The 15,198-nt window shown below is 65.2% G+C and carries 13 protein-coding genes and 1 pseudogene; 9 read left to right on the forward strand and 5 right to left on the reverse strand.

The genetic code is table 11. The features are described from left to right. Positions 1–105: 105 nt before the first annotated feature. Positions 106–2,982: a valine--tRNA ligase gene (locus LRP30_RS19945; RefSeq protein ID WP_249761442.1), complete on the forward strand. Its 2,877-nt coding sequence runs from the start codon at positions 106–108 to the stop codon at positions 2,980–2,982. A 2-nt stretch (positions 2,983–2,984) separates the two neighbouring features. Here LRP30_RS19945 and LRP30_RS19950 read toward each other — a convergent pair whose 3' ends face one another. Then, complete coding sequence (locus LRP30_RS19950; protein WP_128933922.1) at positions 2,985–3,587, reverse strand: DNA-3-methyladenine glycosylase; 603 nt, start codon at positions 3,585–3,587, stop codon at positions 2,985–2,987. Between the two features lie 130 nt (positions 3,588–3,717). Here LRP30_RS19950 and lipA point away from each other — a divergent pair, with 130 nt between their 5' ends. Further along, entirely contained in the window at positions 3,718–4,674 is a 957-nt protein-coding gene (gene lipA, locus LRP30_RS19955; protein ID WP_249761443.1) for a lipoyl synthase, read from the forward strand. A 6-nt stretch (positions 4,675–4,680) separates the two neighbouring features. Then, entirely contained in the window at positions 4,681–5,151 is a 471-nt protein-coding gene (locus tag LRP30_RS19960; protein ID WP_249761444.1) for a type II toxin-antitoxin system RatA family toxin, read from the forward strand. Positions 5,152–5,271: 120 nt separating this feature from the next. Here the strand turns inward: LRP30_RS19960 and LRP30_RS19965 are convergent. Then, positions 5,272–5,490: pseudogene (locus LRP30_RS19965) on the reverse strand (cytochrome c4); the annotation flags it as partial. Positions 5,491–5,807: 317 nt separating this feature from the next. Between LRP30_RS19965 and LRP30_RS19970 the strand changes: the two are divergent. Both LRP30_RS19970 and LRP30_RS45245 read left to right on the forward strand, forming a co-directional pair. After that, the gene (locus LRP30_RS19970) at positions 5,808–6,392 is read left to right on the forward strand and encodes a mechanosensitive ion channel domain-containing protein (RefSeq protein WP_346016222.1); all 585 of its coding nucleotides are present in this window, start codon (positions 5,808–5,810) and stop codon (positions 6,390–6,392) included. Beyond that, positions 6,374–6,583, forward strand: coding sequence for a hypothetical protein (locus LRP30_RS45245; RefSeq protein WP_346016223.1), 210 nt, complete (start codon positions 6,374–6,376; stop codon positions 6,581–6,583). The genes LRP30_RS19970 and LRP30_RS45245 overlap by 19 nt, the downstream gene beginning before the upstream one ends. An 8-nt stretch (positions 6,584–6,591) precedes the next feature. Here the strand turns inward: LRP30_RS45245 and LRP30_RS19975 are convergent, their stop codons facing one another. Together LRP30_RS19975 and LRP30_RS19980 are read right to left on the reverse strand one after the other, a co-directional pair. Next, a complete protein-coding gene (locus LRP30_RS19975) occupies positions 6,592–7,200 on the reverse strand; it encodes a CinA family protein (protein WP_128933917.1) in 609 nt (202 codons plus the stop codon). 3 nt (positions 7,201–7,203) lie between these two features. Continuing rightward, complete coding sequence (locus LRP30_RS19980) at positions 7,204–8,385, reverse strand: bifunctional 2-C-methyl-D-erythritol 4-phosphate cytidylyltransferase/2-C-methyl-D-erythritol 2,4-cyclodiphosphate synthase (RefSeq protein ID WP_249761445.1); 1,182 nt, start codon at positions 8,383–8,385, stop codon at positions 7,204–7,206. Positions 8,386–8,667: 282 nt separating this feature from the next. On the opposite strand from LRP30_RS19980, the gene dusB reads away from it, so the two are divergent. Genes dusB through ntrC form a run of 3 tightly spaced genes read left to right on the forward strand, consistent with a single transcriptional unit; the run spans position 8,668 to position 12,287 of the window. Beyond that, on the forward strand, positions 8,668–9,669 hold the full coding sequence (gene dusB / locus LRP30_RS19985; RefSeq protein WP_249761791.1) for a tRNA dihydrouridine synthase DusB: 1,002 nt from the start codon (positions 8,668–8,670) through the stop codon (positions 9,667–9,669). Then, the gene (locus LRP30_RS19990) at positions 9,666–10,835 is read left to right on the forward strand and encodes a nitrogen regulation protein NR(II) (RefSeq protein WP_128933915.1); all 1,170 of its coding nucleotides are present in this window, start codon (positions 9,666–9,668) and stop codon (positions 10,833–10,835) included. The genes dusB and LRP30_RS19990 overlap by 4 nt, the downstream gene beginning before the upstream one ends. Positions 10,836–10,844: 9 nt before the next feature. Further along, positions 10,845–12,287, forward strand: a complete 1,443-nt coding sequence (ntrC, locus tag LRP30_RS19995) for a nitrogen regulation protein NR(I) (RefSeq protein ID WP_249761446.1) — start codon at positions 10,845–10,847, stop codon at positions 12,285–12,287. Between the two features lie 168 nt (positions 12,288–12,455). On the opposite strand, the gene LRP30_RS20000 is transcribed toward ntrC, so the two are convergent. Then, positions 12,456–12,602 (reverse strand): hypothetical protein, encoded by a 147-nt coding sequence (locus LRP30_RS20000; protein WP_249761447.1) that lies wholly within the window; start codon positions 12,600–12,602, stop codon positions 12,456–12,458. 174 nt (positions 12,603–12,776) lie between these two features. On the opposite strand from LRP30_RS20000, the gene LRP30_RS20005 reads away from it, so the two are divergent. Continuing rightward, entirely contained in the window at positions 12,777–15,194 is a 2,418-nt protein-coding gene (locus LRP30_RS20005; RefSeq protein ID WP_128955972.1) for a PAS domain-containing sensor histidine kinase, read from the forward strand. Positions 15,195–15,198: the final 4 nt, after the last annotated feature.

Genomic DNA, 15,198 nt, shown 5'->3' on the forward strand with positions numbered 1-15,198 from the left:
AAAGCCCTGCTCCTGCGTCATATTAGGCCTGCGGCCCGGGCCGAAAACGCTCGCCGTTGAGCTTCCCGTTGACTTGAACCGCGCGCGCGGCTTTCTAGCAGCCCCATGATCGAGAAAAATTACCAGCCCACCGATATCGAAACCCGCATGTCCGTGGTGTGGGAGGACAGCCTTGCCTTCAAGGCCGGCCGCCCCGACCGCCGCGACGCGGTGCCGTTCACCATTGTGATCCCGCCGCCGAACGTGACGGGCTCGCTGCACATGGGCCACGCCCTGAACAATACGCTTCAGGACATCCTGTGCCGTTTCGAGCGTATGCGCGGTCGCGACGTGCTGTGGCAGCCCGGCACCGACCACGCCGGCATCGCGACGCAGATGGTGGTCGAGCGCCAGCTGATGGAGCGTCAGCAGCCCAGCCGCCGCGAGATGGGCCGCGAGAAATTTCTGGAGCGGGTCTGGCAGTGGAAGGCCGAGAGCGGCGACACCATCATCAACCAGCTCAAGCGCCTCGGCGCCTCCTGCGACTGGTCGCGCGAGCGCTTCACCATGGACGAGGGCTTGTCGAAGGCCGTCGTCAAGGTGTTCGTCGAGTTGCACCGCGATGGGCTGATCTACAAGGACAAGCGGCTGGTGAACTGGGACACCAAGCTGCTGACCGCGATCTCCGATCTCGAAGTGCAGCAGGTCGAGGTCAAGGGCAGCCTCTGGTACCTGCGCTACCCGATCGAGGGCAAGACGTTCAGCCCCGAAGATCCCGCGAGCTTCGTCGTCGTCGCCACCACGCGCCCGGAGACCATGCTCGGCGATACCGGCGTAGCCGTGCATCCGGAGGACGTGCGCTACCAGAAGCTAATCGGCAAGAATGCGATCCTGCCGCTGGTCGGCCGCAGGGTCAGGATCGTCGCCGACGAATATTCCGATCCGGAGAAGGGCTCGGGCGCGGTGAAGGTGACGCCGGCGCACGACTTCAACGATTTCGAGGTCGGCAATCGTCACGGCCTGCGCAGGATCAGCGTTCTCGACAGGGAAGGTTGCCTCGATCTTCTCGACAATGAGGATTACCTGCGCGACCTGCCCGAAGGCGCCGCGCAATTCGCCGAGGAATTCCACAAGGTCGATCGCTTCGCCGCGCGCAAGCGTCTCGTCGAGCGGCTGGAATCGTTCGGCTTCGTCGAGCGGATCGAGCCCCACACCCACATGGTGCCGCATGGCGATCGCTCCAACAGCGTGATCGAGCCGTATCTGACCGACCAGTGGTACGTCGACGCCAAGACGCTCGCTAAGCCTGCAATCGCGGCGGTGCGTTCGGGCGAAACGACGTTCGTGCCGAAAAACTGGGAAAAGACCTATTTCGACTGGATGGAGAACATCCAGCCCTGGTGCATCTCGCGTCAGCTCTGGTGGGGTCACCAGATCCCGGCCTGGTACGGGCCTGACGGCAAGGTGTTCGTCGCCGAGACCGAGGAGGAGGCCGTCAGCAACGCGCTCGGCTACTACGTCGAGCAGGAGGTCATCACGGCCGAGCAGGGGCGCGAGATGGCGCTCGACCGCAACAAGCGCGAAGGCTTCATCACCCGCGACGAGGACGTGCTCGACACCTGGTTCTCCTCGGCGCTGTGGCCGTTCTCGACGCTCGGCTGGCCCGAAGATGCGCCGGAGGTGCAGCGCTACTATCCGACCAATGCGCTGGTGACCGGCTTCGACATCATCTTCTTCTGGGTCGCTCGCATGATGATGATGGGCCTGCACTTCATGAAGGAGGTGCCGTTCTCGACCGTCTACATCCACGCCCTCGTCCGCGACGAGAAGGGCGCCAAGATGTCGAAGTCGAAGGGCAACGTCATCGATCCCCTGAATCTGATCGACGAATACGGTGCCGACGCGCTGCGCTTCACGCTGGCCGCGATGGCGGCGCAGGGGCGCGACATCAAGCTCGCCACCAGCCGCGTCGAGGGCTACCGCAATTTCGCGACAAAGCTCTGGAACGCGTGTCGCTTCGCCGAGATGAACCATTGCGCCGTGCCCGAAGGTTTCGAGCCGGCGAAGGCGAAGGAGACACTGAACCGCTGGATCGCGCATGAGAGCGCGCACACCACGCGCGAGGTGACCGAGGCGATCGAAGCCTATCGCTTCAATGACGCCGCAGGCAGCATCTACCGCTTCGTCTGGAACGTCTATTGCGACTGGTACGTCGAGCTCGCAAAGCCCGTGCTGCTTGGTCCGGACAGTCCCGCCAAGGACGAGACCCGCGCCATGGTGGCCTGGGCGCGCGACGAGATCCTCAAGCTGCTGCACCCCTTCATGCCCTTCATCACCGAAGAGCTGTGGGAGGTGACGGCGAAGCGCGACGGCCTGCTCGCATTGGCGCCGTGGCCACTGAAGCCGGCGCAGCCGACGCCGGAGCAGCTCGCGATGCTTGCGGCGACGGCAGGGCCGACAGATCCGCTCATCTCGCCGGCCTGGGTGCTGCCCATGTTCGACCATGCCGACTTCACCGATCCGGCGGCCGAGGCCGAGATCGGCTGGGTGATCGACCTCGTCACGCAAATCCGCTCGGTACGCGCCGAGATGAACATCCCGCCGGCAACGCTGACGGCGCTGGTGCTCGCCGGCGCCTCGGCCGAGACCAGGGAGCGCGCGCCGCGCTGGACTGATGTCATCAAGCGCATGGCGCGGCTGTCGGATATCTCCTTCGCCGATCGCGCGCCTGACGGTGCGGTTCAGCTGCTGGTGCGCGGCGAGGTGGCTGCGCTGCCGCTGAAGGGCGTGATCGACGTCGCCGCCGAGCGCACGCGCCTCGACAAGGAGATCGGCAAGGCGGACGCCGACATCAAGCGCGCCGAGTCCAAGCTGGCAAATGAGAAATTCGTTGCCAACGCGGCCGAGGAGGTCGTCGAGGAGGAGCGCGAAAAGCGCGAGGCGGCACTCGCGCGCAAGGCCAAGCTGCTCGAAGCACTGGAGCGGCTGAAGCAGGCATCGTAGCCCTATTTCGGAAACGGCTTGCTCAGAAACTTCGAGCCCTTGATGCCGTAGCGCCAGGGCAGCTCCACCGCCTTGGTGATACCGATCCGGATGCCGGCAGCGACCTCGACATCCTCCGTCCGCGCATGCAGTGCGATCGGTGGCCGGTCGAGGGGCACGGCGTTGTGCGCGATGGTGATGCCGAGCGCCTCGGTCAGTTTGCCCGGGCCCGAGCACAGCGCGTGCATGTCCTGAAGATGGCGGCGGCGTCGCATCGCAGCCAAGCCATGGGTCGGCTCCAGCGCACGGATCAGCACGGCGCTGGCTGAGCCTTCCTCCTCGCAGACGAAGTTCACGCACCAGTGGATGCCGTAGGAACGATAGACATAGGCATAGCCGGGCGGACCGAACATCACCTGGTTCCGCTGCGTCGGCCCGCGATAGGAATGCGCGGCCGGGTCGGTATGATGATAGGCCTCGACCTCGACGATGATTCCGCCGACGCCATCGACCAGCATGGTGGCACCGATCAGGTCGGGCGCGACCTCGTGGACGCTGCGGCCGAAAAAGGTCCGCTTCAGCGGCTTGCCGAGCCGCAATGGAAAGGCATTCGATCTTGGAGCCATTCGAGGTGAGAATCGCCTGAGAACAGAGCAGGATATTGCCCATATCTGCCATGTTCTCTGAGGCGGGGCGAGCCGGGTTGCGGTGCTTGGCCAGACCGACTAGGTAGGACCAGAACAGACCGGACACCCCATGGTCGTTATTGTCGATACCATCTCGAACCCGCTGCGCCCGCGCCACCCCGAAAAGGTGAACCGGCCCGATTCCGCTTCGCCGCCGAAGCCGGACTGGATCCGCGTGCGCGCGCCCAATACCCGCGGCTATGCCGACACCCGCAACATCGTACGGGCCAACGGCCTGCACACGGTGTGCGAGGAGGCTGGCTGCCCAAATATCGGCGAGTGCTGGGACAAAAAGCACGCGACCTTCATGATCATGGGTGACACCTGCACCCGCGCTTGCGCCTTCTGCAACGTCAAGACCGGCCTGCCCAACGCGCTCGATGCGTCCGAGCCGCAGCACGTCGCGGAAGCAACCGCCAAGCTGGGGCTGGCACACGTCGTCATTACTTCGGTCGACCGCGATGACCTCGCCGACGGCGGCGCCGAGCATTTTGCCCAGACCATCCGTGCGATCCGGGCCGCGTGTCCTTCGACCACGATCGAGATCCTGACACCCGACTTCCTGCGCAAGGAAGGCGCGCTGGAGGTCGTAGTCGCGGCGAGGCCCGACGTGTTCAACCACAATCTCGAGACCGTGCCGTCGCGCTATCTCACGGTGCGGCCGGGCGCGCGCTACTTCCACTCGATCCGGCTGCTGCAGCGGGTCAAGGAGCTCGATCCCGCCATCTTCACCAAGTCCGGCATCATGGTCGGCCTCGGCGAAGAGCGCCACGAGGTGCTGCAGGTGATGGACGATCTGCGCTCGGCGGACGTCGATTTCCTCACCGTCGGGCAATATCTCCAGCCGACTCGCAAGCACCACGCGGTGATGCGTTACGTGCCGCCGGACGAGTTCAGCTCTTACGAGAAGGTCGCCTACACCAAGGGGTTCCTGATGGTGTCAGCGAGCCCGCTCACCCGCTCGTCGCATCATGCCGGCGAGGATTTCGCGAGACTGAAGGCTGCGCGGGCAGCTCACGCCCGCTGACGTACCATGCATCGAGTTTCGAGCAAGCACCGTGTCAACCACAGCGCGTCCGAGATGTTTGATCTGGTCGCCGATGTCGAGCGCTACCCGGAATTCGTGCCGCTGTGCAGCGCGCTGAAGGTGCGCCAGCGCATGGCGAAACCCGACGGCACCGAGGTGCTGGTCGCGGACATGACGGTGTCGTTCAAGCTGGTCAAGGAGTCCTTCACCAGCCGCGTGACGCTCGACCGCGCTAATCTGAAGATCCTGGTCGAATATCTGCAAGGTCCGTTCAGAAACCTCGAAAACCGCTGGACATTCGAGCCCAAAGGCGAGCGCGTCTGCGACGTCGGGTTCTTCCTCGCCTACGAGTTCAAGAGCCGCATGCTGGCAATGCTGATGGGCTCGATGTTCGACGCTGCATTCGCGCGATTCTCCACTGCGTTCGAAAAGCGGGCCGACGCGATCTACGGCCGGCCGAAGCTGGCGCCGTCCTAGTCTTCCCGGCAGGCACCGCTCTCTCCGCCGTCATTGCGAGGAGCTCTTGCGACGAAGCAATCCAGAGTGTGTCCGCGGCGGCAGTCTGGATTGCTTCGCTGCGCTCGCAATGACGAGGCTTCAATCCACCGCCTTCACCACATCCGGCGGCTGCGAGGCGTAGTACGCCGCGGCCTGCTCGATCTCCTGCGGCGTCATTGCGCGCGCGATATTGCGCATCTGCTGGCTGATGTCATTGCGCCGTTCGCCGGAGGCGAAGGCCTGGAGCTGCGCCTTCATATAGGCCTCCGACTGGCCTTCAAGCCAAGAGCTGCCGGTCTTGTTATCGAGGCTGCCATGCCGCGGCCGCGATACGCCCCTCTGACTAGGATGAGGTGGCGCGACAATGCGACAAATCAGAACTTCTGTAAAGACGAATATTTTCACTTGTTACGATTGACCCGTCGGTTGTGTATTTTGCCCGACGGGCAACGCAACGGATTGTAGCCCGGATGGAGCGAAAGCGTAATCCGGGACCCCTGTGTCCGCAGAGCGAATCCCGGATTGCGCTGCGCTCCATCCGGGCTACACGACTACGGCACCCGTTCCGCCGACATCCGCCGGGATCATTTCGCGCCGTCGCGGGTTCTCAACGGATTGTCCGGGTTGGAGCCGCCATGACCATCAATGTTGACACGCTGAAAGCATCGCTCGTCCTGTATGGCTTGAACGCGATTTACGCGATGCTTCTGCTCGCGGTCGGCTGGTATCTGTCCGGCGCACTGCAGCGTTTCGTCACGCGCGTATTGGGCGTCACGCACCGCGTCGATCCGCTGGTGACCTTGTTCGTTGCCAGCGTAGCTCGCTATGCCGTGCTCGCAGTCGTTGGCATCGCAGTGCTTCAGCTCTTCGGCATCCAGACCGCGAGCCTCGTTGCCGTGCTGGGCGCGACTTCACTCGCCATCGGCCTTGCGCTTCAAGGCACGCTCTCCAATCTCGCCGCCGGCGTCATGCTGCTGCTGTTCCGTCCCTTCCATATCGGCGATGACGTCGAGGTCGCCGGCAAGGCGGGCAAGGTGAAGTCGTTGTCGCTGTTCATGACCGACTGGTCGCGCCCGACAACACGCAGATCCTCTTGCCGAACGGGCAGGTGTGGGGCGCGGCCATCATCAACCACAGCGCCTATCCCGGTACAGGCGAGATCAAGGTGGCGTTTCCGGTCAGGGCAGGGGCGGCCAATGCGTTGGCCGACCAGATCCTGAAGGAGCTGCGCGACGATCCCCGCATCGACGACAGGACCGCCCCCTCGGTCAATGTAACAAAGGTGATCGCTGCCGATCCCGCAGCGCCCGTCGTGGAATTGACGGTGAGCGCAAAGGTGAAGCCGTCAGATGCCGATGCCATCAAGCAGCGGGTGCTCGATCATGCGAGTGCGCTGCTGGCGGCGGCGTGAGAGCGCCTTTAGCCCCGCGGCGAGCGGGGCGGCCTGCGCTTCACAGCATGCCGGCGCGGCGAGCGGGTGACGCGGGGACGAAGGCGGCTTGCGGCTGCGGGGCGCGGCTTGGCCTGGGCTTGTGGGCCGCGGGCGAGGTCCATCAGCATGCGCAGTGCCTCGACCACGGAGCGGGCCCGCACGGCGCTGCGGCCGATCGCGCCGAAGCGATGCTCGCGATGGATGATGCGGCCGTCGCGCGCCGCAGCGGCAAAGTGCACGAGGCCGACCGGCTTGCCGGGCGTGGCGCCGCCGGGGCCGGCAATGCCGGTGATGGCGACCGCGAGATCGACATCGGCGCGCTCGAGGGCGCCGATCGCCATCGCGGTTGCGGTCTCCTTGCTGACCGCGCCGAAATTGGTGAGCGTGCTCGCCTCGACCCCGAGCATCGCGCGCTTGGCGTCATTGGAATAGGTGACGAAGCCGCGGTCGATGACATCAGAGGAGCCGGGAATATCGGTCAGCGCGCCGGCAACGAGGCCGCCGGTGCAGGATTCGGCCGTCGCGATCGTCAGCTTGCGCATCCGGCACAGATCGAGCAGCGAGCGGGAGAGGGCGCGTGCGTCGCTGCCGCCCATGGCTTAGACGCTCCAGGGAAGACGGATGGTGGCGCTCGCGGTGGCCGCGATGCCTTCCTCACGGCCGGTGAAGCCGAGCCGCTCGCTGGTGGTCGCCTTCACCGCGACGCGCGAAATGTCGACGCCGGAGATCTCGGCGATGCGGGCGCGCATGGTGTCACGCAACGGGCCGATCTTCGGCCGCTCGCAGATCAGCGTCACCTCGAGATTGGCGACGCGGCCGCCGCGCGCCGTGACGCGCTCGATTGCGTATTTCAGGAACTGATCGGAGGAAGCACCCTTCCACTTCGCATCGCTCGGCGGGAAGTGCGAGCCGATGTCACCGTCGGCAAGCGCGCCGAGAATGGCGTCGACCAGCGCATGCAGGCCGACATCGCCGTCGGAATGGGCGAGGAAGCCTTTCGTATGGGGGACGCGCACGCCGCAGATCATGACGTGGTCGCCGTCGCCGAAGGCGTGCACGTCATAGCCCGTGCCGGTCCTGATGTCGCCGAGCTGGGCGGCCAGGCGTGCTTCCTCGCGCACGAAATCCTCGGGAGTGGTGAGCTTCATATTGGCAACATCGCCTTCAAAGGTTGCAACCGTCAATCCTGCCCATTCGGCAATGGCGGCATCGTCGGTGAAATCCGAGCGTCCGTCCTTCGCCGCGCGACGATGCGCCTCGAGGATGACGTCGAAACGAAAGGATTGCGGCGTCTGCGCGATTCGCAGACGCGCACGGTCCGGCGTGTCCTCGATATGACCGCTCTCGCCGGTGAGCTTGATGGTGTCGGTGACGGGGACGACCGGGATCGCAGCGCCAGTGCGGCTCGCCGCCTCGATCGCACGGGAGATCACGCCTGCCGAGACGAAGGGGCGGGCGGCATCGTGGATCAGGACGATATCGGGCTTGTGCTTTGCGAGCGCTTCCAGACCTGCAAGGACCGAGGCTTGGCGGGTGGCGCCGCCATTGGCCGGCGGCTCGTGCTTGAGGCCGGCGACCGCCGCCGTGAACATCGCGCTGTCGTCGGGGTTCACCACCGGTTGCACCGCCGACACCTCGGGGTGACGGCTGAAGGCTTCCATGGCGCGATAGATCACGGGCACACCGCCGATCTCGCGATATTGCTTCGGCCCGCCGGCACCGGCGCGCAAGCCCCGACCGGCTGCGACGAGGACGACCGCAGTGCGTTGTGATTTCGCCATAGGACTCAAATACTCAGTTGGTGATGAAGAGTCGGGGAGTGGGGTGATTTGACGGCATGCCTCTAGCACGGCAGGCCCGCAAAAAAAGGGGGTTTCCCCGCTTTGTGGGAAACAGCATTTTGCTGCACTGCACTTGAAAGATCTGCAGAACTGTCTAAACTGTAGGCATGACGCTTGACTGCACAAGAATTGTGCGCAAGATAGATCATGGCAGGCGCGATGAGGCCCTGTCCAGTCAACGAGACCCCTGTGACCGGCTCGGCAGTATCCGGCTCTAAGCCGTTGAAAATAGGCGATATTGATGTCGCCACCCCGGTCTTCCTGGCGCCGATGTCGGGGGTGACTGACTCGCCCGTTCGGCGGCTGGCCGCCGAGCTGGGGGCAGGTCTCGTCGTGTCGGAAATGACCGCCAGCGATGAGCTCGCCAACGGCCACCGGATGTCGCGGTTGCGCTGCGAAGCCACGGGGATCGGCCCGCACGTGGTCCAGCTCGCCGGCTGCGAGGCGCATTGGATGGCCGAAGGGGCCCGGATCGCCGAAGCCGAAGGCGCCGACATCATCGACATCAACATGGGCTGCCCGGCCCGCCACGTCACCGGCGGCCAGTCCGGCTCGGCCCTGATGCGCGATCTCGACCACGCCGTCAGCCTGATCGATGCGACGATTGCGGCGGTGAAGGTGCCGGTGACACTGAAGATGCGGCTCGGCTGGGACGACCGCAGCCGCAACGCGCCGGAACTGGCGCGGCGCGCCGAAGCATCAGGCATCAATCTCGTCACCGTGCATGGCCGCACCCGCTGCCAGTTTTACAAGGGCGATGCCGATTGGGATGCGATCCGCGCCGTGCGCGAGGCCATCTCCATTCCGCTCGTCGTCAATGGCGACATCACCACTTATGACAAGGCGCTCGCGGCGCTCGACGCCTCCGGCGCCGACGCCGTGATGATAGGCCGTGGCGCGCAGGGCCAGCCTTGGCTGCCCGGCCAGATCGGCCGCCGCCTGAGGGGCGGGGCAGAGGAAGCAACGCCGGCGCTCGAGACGCAGCTGCATTATATCCGCACGCTCTATGAGGGCGTCTGCGCGCTGTACGGTCTGCGCATTGGCCTTCGGCACGCGCGCAAGCATCTCGGCTGGGCGCTCGATATCGCGGCAGATGCGAGCGGCGCTTCAGTCGAGAAGCTGAAAGGGTGGCGTCAGAAGATCCTCACCTCGGAGGATCCGCGCCTGGTCCACCGATCGCTGCAAGACGCCTTCGACGACTTCGCGTGGAGCGCTGCTGCATGAACTCAGCCGCCGAACAGCGCCGGCCGTCCGACAGCGACGCGATCCTGGATGCGCTTCCCAATCCCGTGCTGATGATCGGACCGGACGGCAAGATCGTCGCCGCCAACATCGCAACCGAAGCCTTCTTCGAAATCTCGACGCAGTTCCTGAAGCGGCAGTCGCTGAAGGAACTGGTGCCGTTCGGCAGCCCCTTGCTGGCACTGATCGACCAGGTGCGCTCGTCGAACTCGCCGGTCAACGAATACAAAGTTGATCTCGGCACGCCGCGCATGGGCGGCGATCGCCAGGTCGATCTGCATGTCGCCCCGCTCACGGAGCGGCCCGGCCATATCGTGGTGATGCTCCAGGAGCGCACCATCGCCGACAAGATGGATCGTCAGCTCACCCATCGCAGCGCCGCGCGCTCGGTGATCGCGCTCGCCGCGATGCTGGCGCACGAGATCAAGAACCCGCTCTCCGGCATCCGCGGCGCGGCGCAGCTCCTGGAGCAGCAGGCTTCCTCCGAGGACCGCATGCTGACGCGCCTGATCTGCGACGAGGCCGACCGCATCGTGACGCTGGTGGACCGCATGGAGGTGTTCGGCGACGAGCGCCCCGTGGTGCGCGGCCCCGTCAACATCCACTCGGTGCTCGATCACGTGAAGCGGCTGGCGCAGTCCGGCTTTGCCCGCAACATCCGCTTCATCGAGGATTACGATCCCTCGCTGCCGCCGGTGCTGGCGAACCAGGACCAGCTCATCCAGGTGTTCCTCAATCTCGTGAAGAACGCCGCCGAAGCCCTGATCGACGTGCCCGACGCCGAGATCCAGCTCACTACCGCGTTCCGCCCCGGCGTGCGCCTGTCAGTCCCCGGTCAAAAATCCCGGGTATCCCTGCCGCTCGAATTCTGCGTGAGAGACAACGGACCAGGCGTGCCGGACGACCTTCTGCCCAACCTGTTCGATCCCTTCGTGACCACCAAGCAGACCGGCTCGGGTCTGGGCCTAGCGCTGGTCGCAAAGATCGTCGGCGATCACGGGGGCATCATCGAATGCGAATCTCAGCCGCGCAAGACCACCTTCCGCGTGCTGATGCCGATGTATTCCACATCGGTGAAACATGCCGATCAAAGCAGTCGCGCCGACTTTGCCGGGAAGCCGTCGCCTGCATCACAGGGGGCAAAATGAGGATTAGCGATGCCCGCAGGTAGCATTCTCGTAGCTGATGACGACACCGCCATCCGCACCGTTCTCAATCAGGCACTGTCCCGCGCCGGCTACGAAGTGCGGCTGACCGGCAATGCCGCAACGCTGTGGCGTTGGGTCAGCCAGGGGGAGGGCGATCTCGTCATCACCGACGTGGTGATGCCCGACGAGAACGCTTTCGACCTGCTGCCGCGGATCAAGAAGATGCGGCCGAATCTGCCAGTCATCGTCATGAGCGCGCAGAACACGTTCATGACGGCGATCCGTGCCTCCGAGCGCGGCGCCTATGAATATCTGCCAAAGCCCTTCGACCTGAAGGAGCTGATCGCCATCGTCGGTCGCGCGCTCTCCGAGCCGAAGGAGCGGGTCTCGACGCCGGACGAGGACGCCGAGATGGAGGCGATCCCGCTGGTCGGCCGCTCGCCGGCGATGCAGGAAATCTATCGCGTGCTGGCGCGTCTGATGCAGACCGATCTCACCGTGATGATCACGGGCGAGTCCGGTACCGGCAAGGAGCTGGTGGCGCGCGCGCTGCACGATTACGGCAAGCGCCGCAACGGCCCGTTCGTCGCCGTCAACATGGCCGCGATCCCGCGCGACCTCATTGAATCGGAATTGTTCGGCCATGAGCGCGGCGCCTTCACCGGCGCCAACACCCGCGCCTCCGGCCGGTTCGAGCAGGCCGAGGGCGGCACGTTGTTCCTCGACGAAATCGGCGACATGCCGATGGAGGCGCAGACCCGTCTCTTACGTGTGCTGCAGCAGGGCGAATACACCACCGTCGGTGGCCGCACCCCGATCAAGACCGACGTGCGCATCGTCGCGGCCTCCAACAAGGATCTGCGCGTCCTGATCCAGCAGGGCCTGTTCCGCGAAGACCTGTTCTTCCGCCTCAACGTCGTGCCGCTGCGGCTGCCGCCGCTGCGCGAGCGCATCGAGGACCTGCCGGATCTGGTGCGGCACTTCTTCACGCTGGCCGAGAAGGATGGCTTGCCGCCGAAGAAGCTCGACGCACTGGCGCTGGAGCGGATGAAGCAGCACCGCTGGCCGGGCAACGTGCGCGAGCTCGAAAACCTCGCCCGGCGCCTCGCCGCGCTCTATCCGCAGGACGTGATCACGTCCTCGGTCATCGACGGCGAGCTCGCGCCACCCTCGGTCAGCCCGGGCGCGGCGGTCCAGGAGGGTGTCGACAATCTCGGCGGCGCGGTGGAGGCCTATCTGTCCTCGCACTTCCAGGGCTTCCCGAACGGCATGCCGCCGCCGGGCCTCTATCACCGCATCCTCAAGGAGATCGAGGTGCCGCTGCTGACGGCTGCACTCGCCGCCACCCGCGGCAACCAGATCCGCGCCGCGGACCTGCTCGGCCTCAACCGCAACACGCTGCGCAAGAAGATCCGGGACCTCGACATCCAGGTGTATCGGAGCGGGGGCTAGGCTTTCAGAACGGACGGTGGCTCAGCTCCCCCACCCAAGGCGGAGCTGAGCCTGTCCGGATCGCGTTGGCCGTTGTGGCTGACGCGGTGAGCAGAAGTCCGGATCGGACCGAAATGTTCCGCTCGCACATTCAAATTGGTCATTCGGCCGCAAGGCGCGGCATCACATCTACCTGACAAGCCGGCCGGATGCCGGCGTCACGCTGGCGACATTCACCGGCGGCTGCTGGAGACCCAGGCCGTTGACCAGGAGGTCGGCGGCCACGATCAGCAGAAGAACGGCCGAGACCATCGTCGCGAGAAAAAATCTATCCATCCCCGTCAAGCCGGGATGGCGGGAATCCGTTCCCGTCCAACCACCATGTCTTGTGGATGGGCGCGTCGGTCGCGGCGGAGACGCCGCGGAATTGTCGCAATTCGGCAACAATGTGGTACGAATACATCAGTATCCGCGCGCCCGCGGACCCGTTTTTCAGCACCCATTGCCGGAATGATCAGCGCAGATACCTCGGCCGCATCCTTTGACACGGCCCCAGCCGAAGAGCCCAAGCGCTGGTCGCTGCGGCGCTGGCTGGCACCCTTTGCCGTGGCCCTGGCGCTGCTGTCGGCCTTCCTCACGTTCCTGGTTCTGACCGGCCTCACCAAGATCGAGCCGACGCCGGAGGTGGTCCGCTCGTTCTATCTGATCAATGCGGCCACGATCCTGCTCCTGGTCGGGATCATCATCCGGGAACTCTGGCAGCTGATCCTGGCCCGACGGCGGGGCCGGGCGGCCGCGCGCCTCCATGTCCAGATCGTCAGCCTGTTCTCGATCGTGGCGGTGCTGCCGGCGGTGCTGGTCGCCGTCGTCGCCAACGTCACCATCGAGCGCGGCCTCGACCGGCTGTTCTCGGGCCCGACCAAGGAGGTGATCCAGAATTCGCTGACGATCGCGCGGGCCTACATGCAGGACCATGCGCAGCTGATCCGCGGCGACATTCTCGGCATGGCCAACGACATCGCGCACGCCCGGCCGCTCTACGACCAGGACCGCCGCTCGTTCCGGGAGATGCTGACCGCCAGCGCCGGCTCCCGCAATTTGCCGGGCGCGATGATCATCGACAAGAACACCAACATCCTGGAATCCGCCGACACCGGCATGCGGCTGGCCTACTCGCCGCCCGCGCCGGACTTCCTCAGCAACGTGAACGAGAATGAACCCGAAATCGCGGTGCTACCGGATGCGAGCTTCGTCGCCGCGGTGATCCGCCTGCGTGCCTTCAACGACACCTTCCTCTACGTCGCCCGGCCACTCGATCCGAACGTCGTCAACCAGCTCAAGCAGACCGAGGTCAGCGTCGCCGAATACGCCCAGATCGAGTCGCGCCGGCTCGGCATCCAGGTCGCCTTCGCGCTGATGTTCGCGGTGATCGCGCTGACCATCCTGATGGCTTCGGTGCTGATCGGCCTCAACTTCGCCAACTCGCTGGTCTCGCCGATCCGGCGGCTGATGAATGCGGCCCACACGGTCTCGACCGGCGACTTGCATGTTCAGGTGGCCGTGCACCAGTCCGAAGGCGACCTTGCCCAGCTTGGTGAGACCTTCAACAAGATGACGCAGGAATTGCGCAGCCAGCGCGACGAGCTCGTCAACGCCAGCGACCTCATCGATAGCCGCCGCCGCTTCATCGAGGCCGTGCTGTCGTCGGCGAGCGCCGGCATCATCGGCGTCGACGCGTCCGGCAGCGTCGGAATCCTCAACCGCTCCGCCGAGAAGCTGATCGGACACTCCGAAGCGGAGACGCTCGGCCACCCGCTCTCGGACGTGCTGCCTGAGCTCGACGAGATGATGAAGGCGGCGCGGGAAGGGACCCAGCGCCTGGTGCAGGGCCAGATCACGATCACCCGCGACGGCACCGAGCGCAATCTCTCGGTCCGCGTCAGCGCCGAGAAGACCAGCCAACCGCGCGACAGCTACATCATCACGCTCGACGACATCACCGAGCTGGTCTCCGCGCAGCGCACCTCGGCATGGGGCGACGTGGCGCGCCGCATCGCCCACGAGATCAAGAATCCGCTGACGCCGATCCAGCTCTCGGCCGAGCGCATCCGCCGCAAGTTCGGCAAGACCATCACCGAGGACAAGGACAAGCAGATCTTCGACCAGTGCACCGACACCATCGTGCGCCAGGTCGACGACATCAGGCGCATGGTCGATGAGTTCTCCCGTTTCGCACGCATGCCGAAACCGGTGATGGAGGGCGAGGACGTCGCGGACACCGTGCGGCAGGCGGTGTTCCTGATGAAAGTCGCCCATCCCGAGATCGACATCGAGGCCGAGTTCAAAGAGGATCCGCTGCGCGCCCAGTTCGACCGGCGACTGATCTCCCAGGCCGTCACCAACATCGTCAAGAACGCCACCGAGGCGATCGAGCAGGTCCCGCCGGAGGAGCTCGGCCAGGAAAACGGAAAAGGCCGCATCGACGTCGTGGTGTCGCGCGAAGGTGAGGACGTGCTGATCGACGTGGTCGACAACGGCATCGGCCTGCCCAAGGTCGCGCGCTCGCGGCTGCTCGAGCCCTACGTCACAACGCGCGCCAAGGGCACTGGCTTGGGGCTGGCGATCGTCGGCCGCGTGCTGGAAGACCATGGCGGACGCATCGAGCTGAAGGACGCCTCCGACTTCCGCGAAGGCCAGCGCGGCGCCTGGATGCGGATGCGCTTTGCGATCTCCGGGCAACCCGCGAAGTCCGAGGGAGCCGAGCCGGCGCCCCCGGAAGCAACCAAGCCGGGCAACAAGGAAACGGTTGCGGATTCCGTCAAAGAATCCAGGCCGGACTCGGAAACAAAAGAGCCGGCCGCCGAAACCAAAGAGCCGACTGAAAAGACCAATGATTCAACGAAAATCGAAGCCTCAACAGGTAGCTGACAAG

This window comes from Bradyrhizobium sp. C-145 (assembly GCF_023375135.1).
Classification (GTDB): Bacteria; Pseudomonadota; Alphaproteobacteria; order Rhizobiales; family Xanthobacteraceae; genus Bradyrhizobium; species Bradyrhizobium zhanjiangense.

Excerpts from the sequence above, each read along its gene's own strand:
- LRP30_RS20005 (WP_128955972.1), top strand. The coding sequence starts at position 12,777 with ATGATCAGCGCAGATACCTCGGCCGCATCCTTTGACACGGCCCCAGCC.
- LRP30_RS19945 (WP_249761442.1), top strand. The coding sequence starts at position 106 with ATGATCGAGAAAAATTACCAGCCCACCGATATCGAAACCCGCATGTCC.
- LRP30_RS19960 (WP_249761444.1), top strand. The coding sequence starts at position 4,681 with ATGCATCGAGTTTCGAGCAAGCACCGTGTCAACCACAGCGCGTCCGAG.
- LRP30_RS20000 (WP_249761447.1), bottom strand. The coding sequence starts at position 12,602 with ATGGATAGATTTTTTCTCGCGACGATGGTCTCGGCCGTTCTTCTGCTG.
- LRP30_RS19980 (WP_249761445.1), bottom strand. The coding sequence starts at position 8,385 with ATGGCGAAATCACAACGCACTGCGGTCGTCCTCGTCGCAGCCGGTCGG.
- LRP30_RS19970 (WP_346016222.1), top strand. The coding sequence starts at position 5,808 with ATGACCATCAATGTTGACACGCTGAAAGCATCGCTCGTCCTGTATGGC.
- lipA (WP_249761443.1), top strand. The coding sequence starts at position 3,718 with ATGGTCGTTATTGTCGATACCATCTCGAACCCGCTGCGCCCGCGCCAC.
- LRP30_RS19990 (WP_128933915.1), top strand. The coding sequence starts at position 9,666 with ATGAACTCAGCCGCCGAACAGCGCCGGCCGTCCGACAGCGACGCGATC.
- LRP30_RS19950 (WP_128933922.1), bottom strand. The coding sequence starts at position 3,587 with ATGGCTCCAAGATCGAATGCCTTTCCATTGCGGCTCGGCAAGCCGCTG.
- LRP30_RS19975 (WP_128933917.1), bottom strand. The coding sequence starts at position 7,200 with ATGGGCGGCAGCGACGCACGCGCCCTCTCCCGCTCGCTGCTCGATCTG.
- ntrC (WP_249761446.1), top strand. The coding sequence starts at position 10,845 with ATGCCCGCAGGTAGCATTCTCGTAGCTGATGACGACACCGCCATCCGC.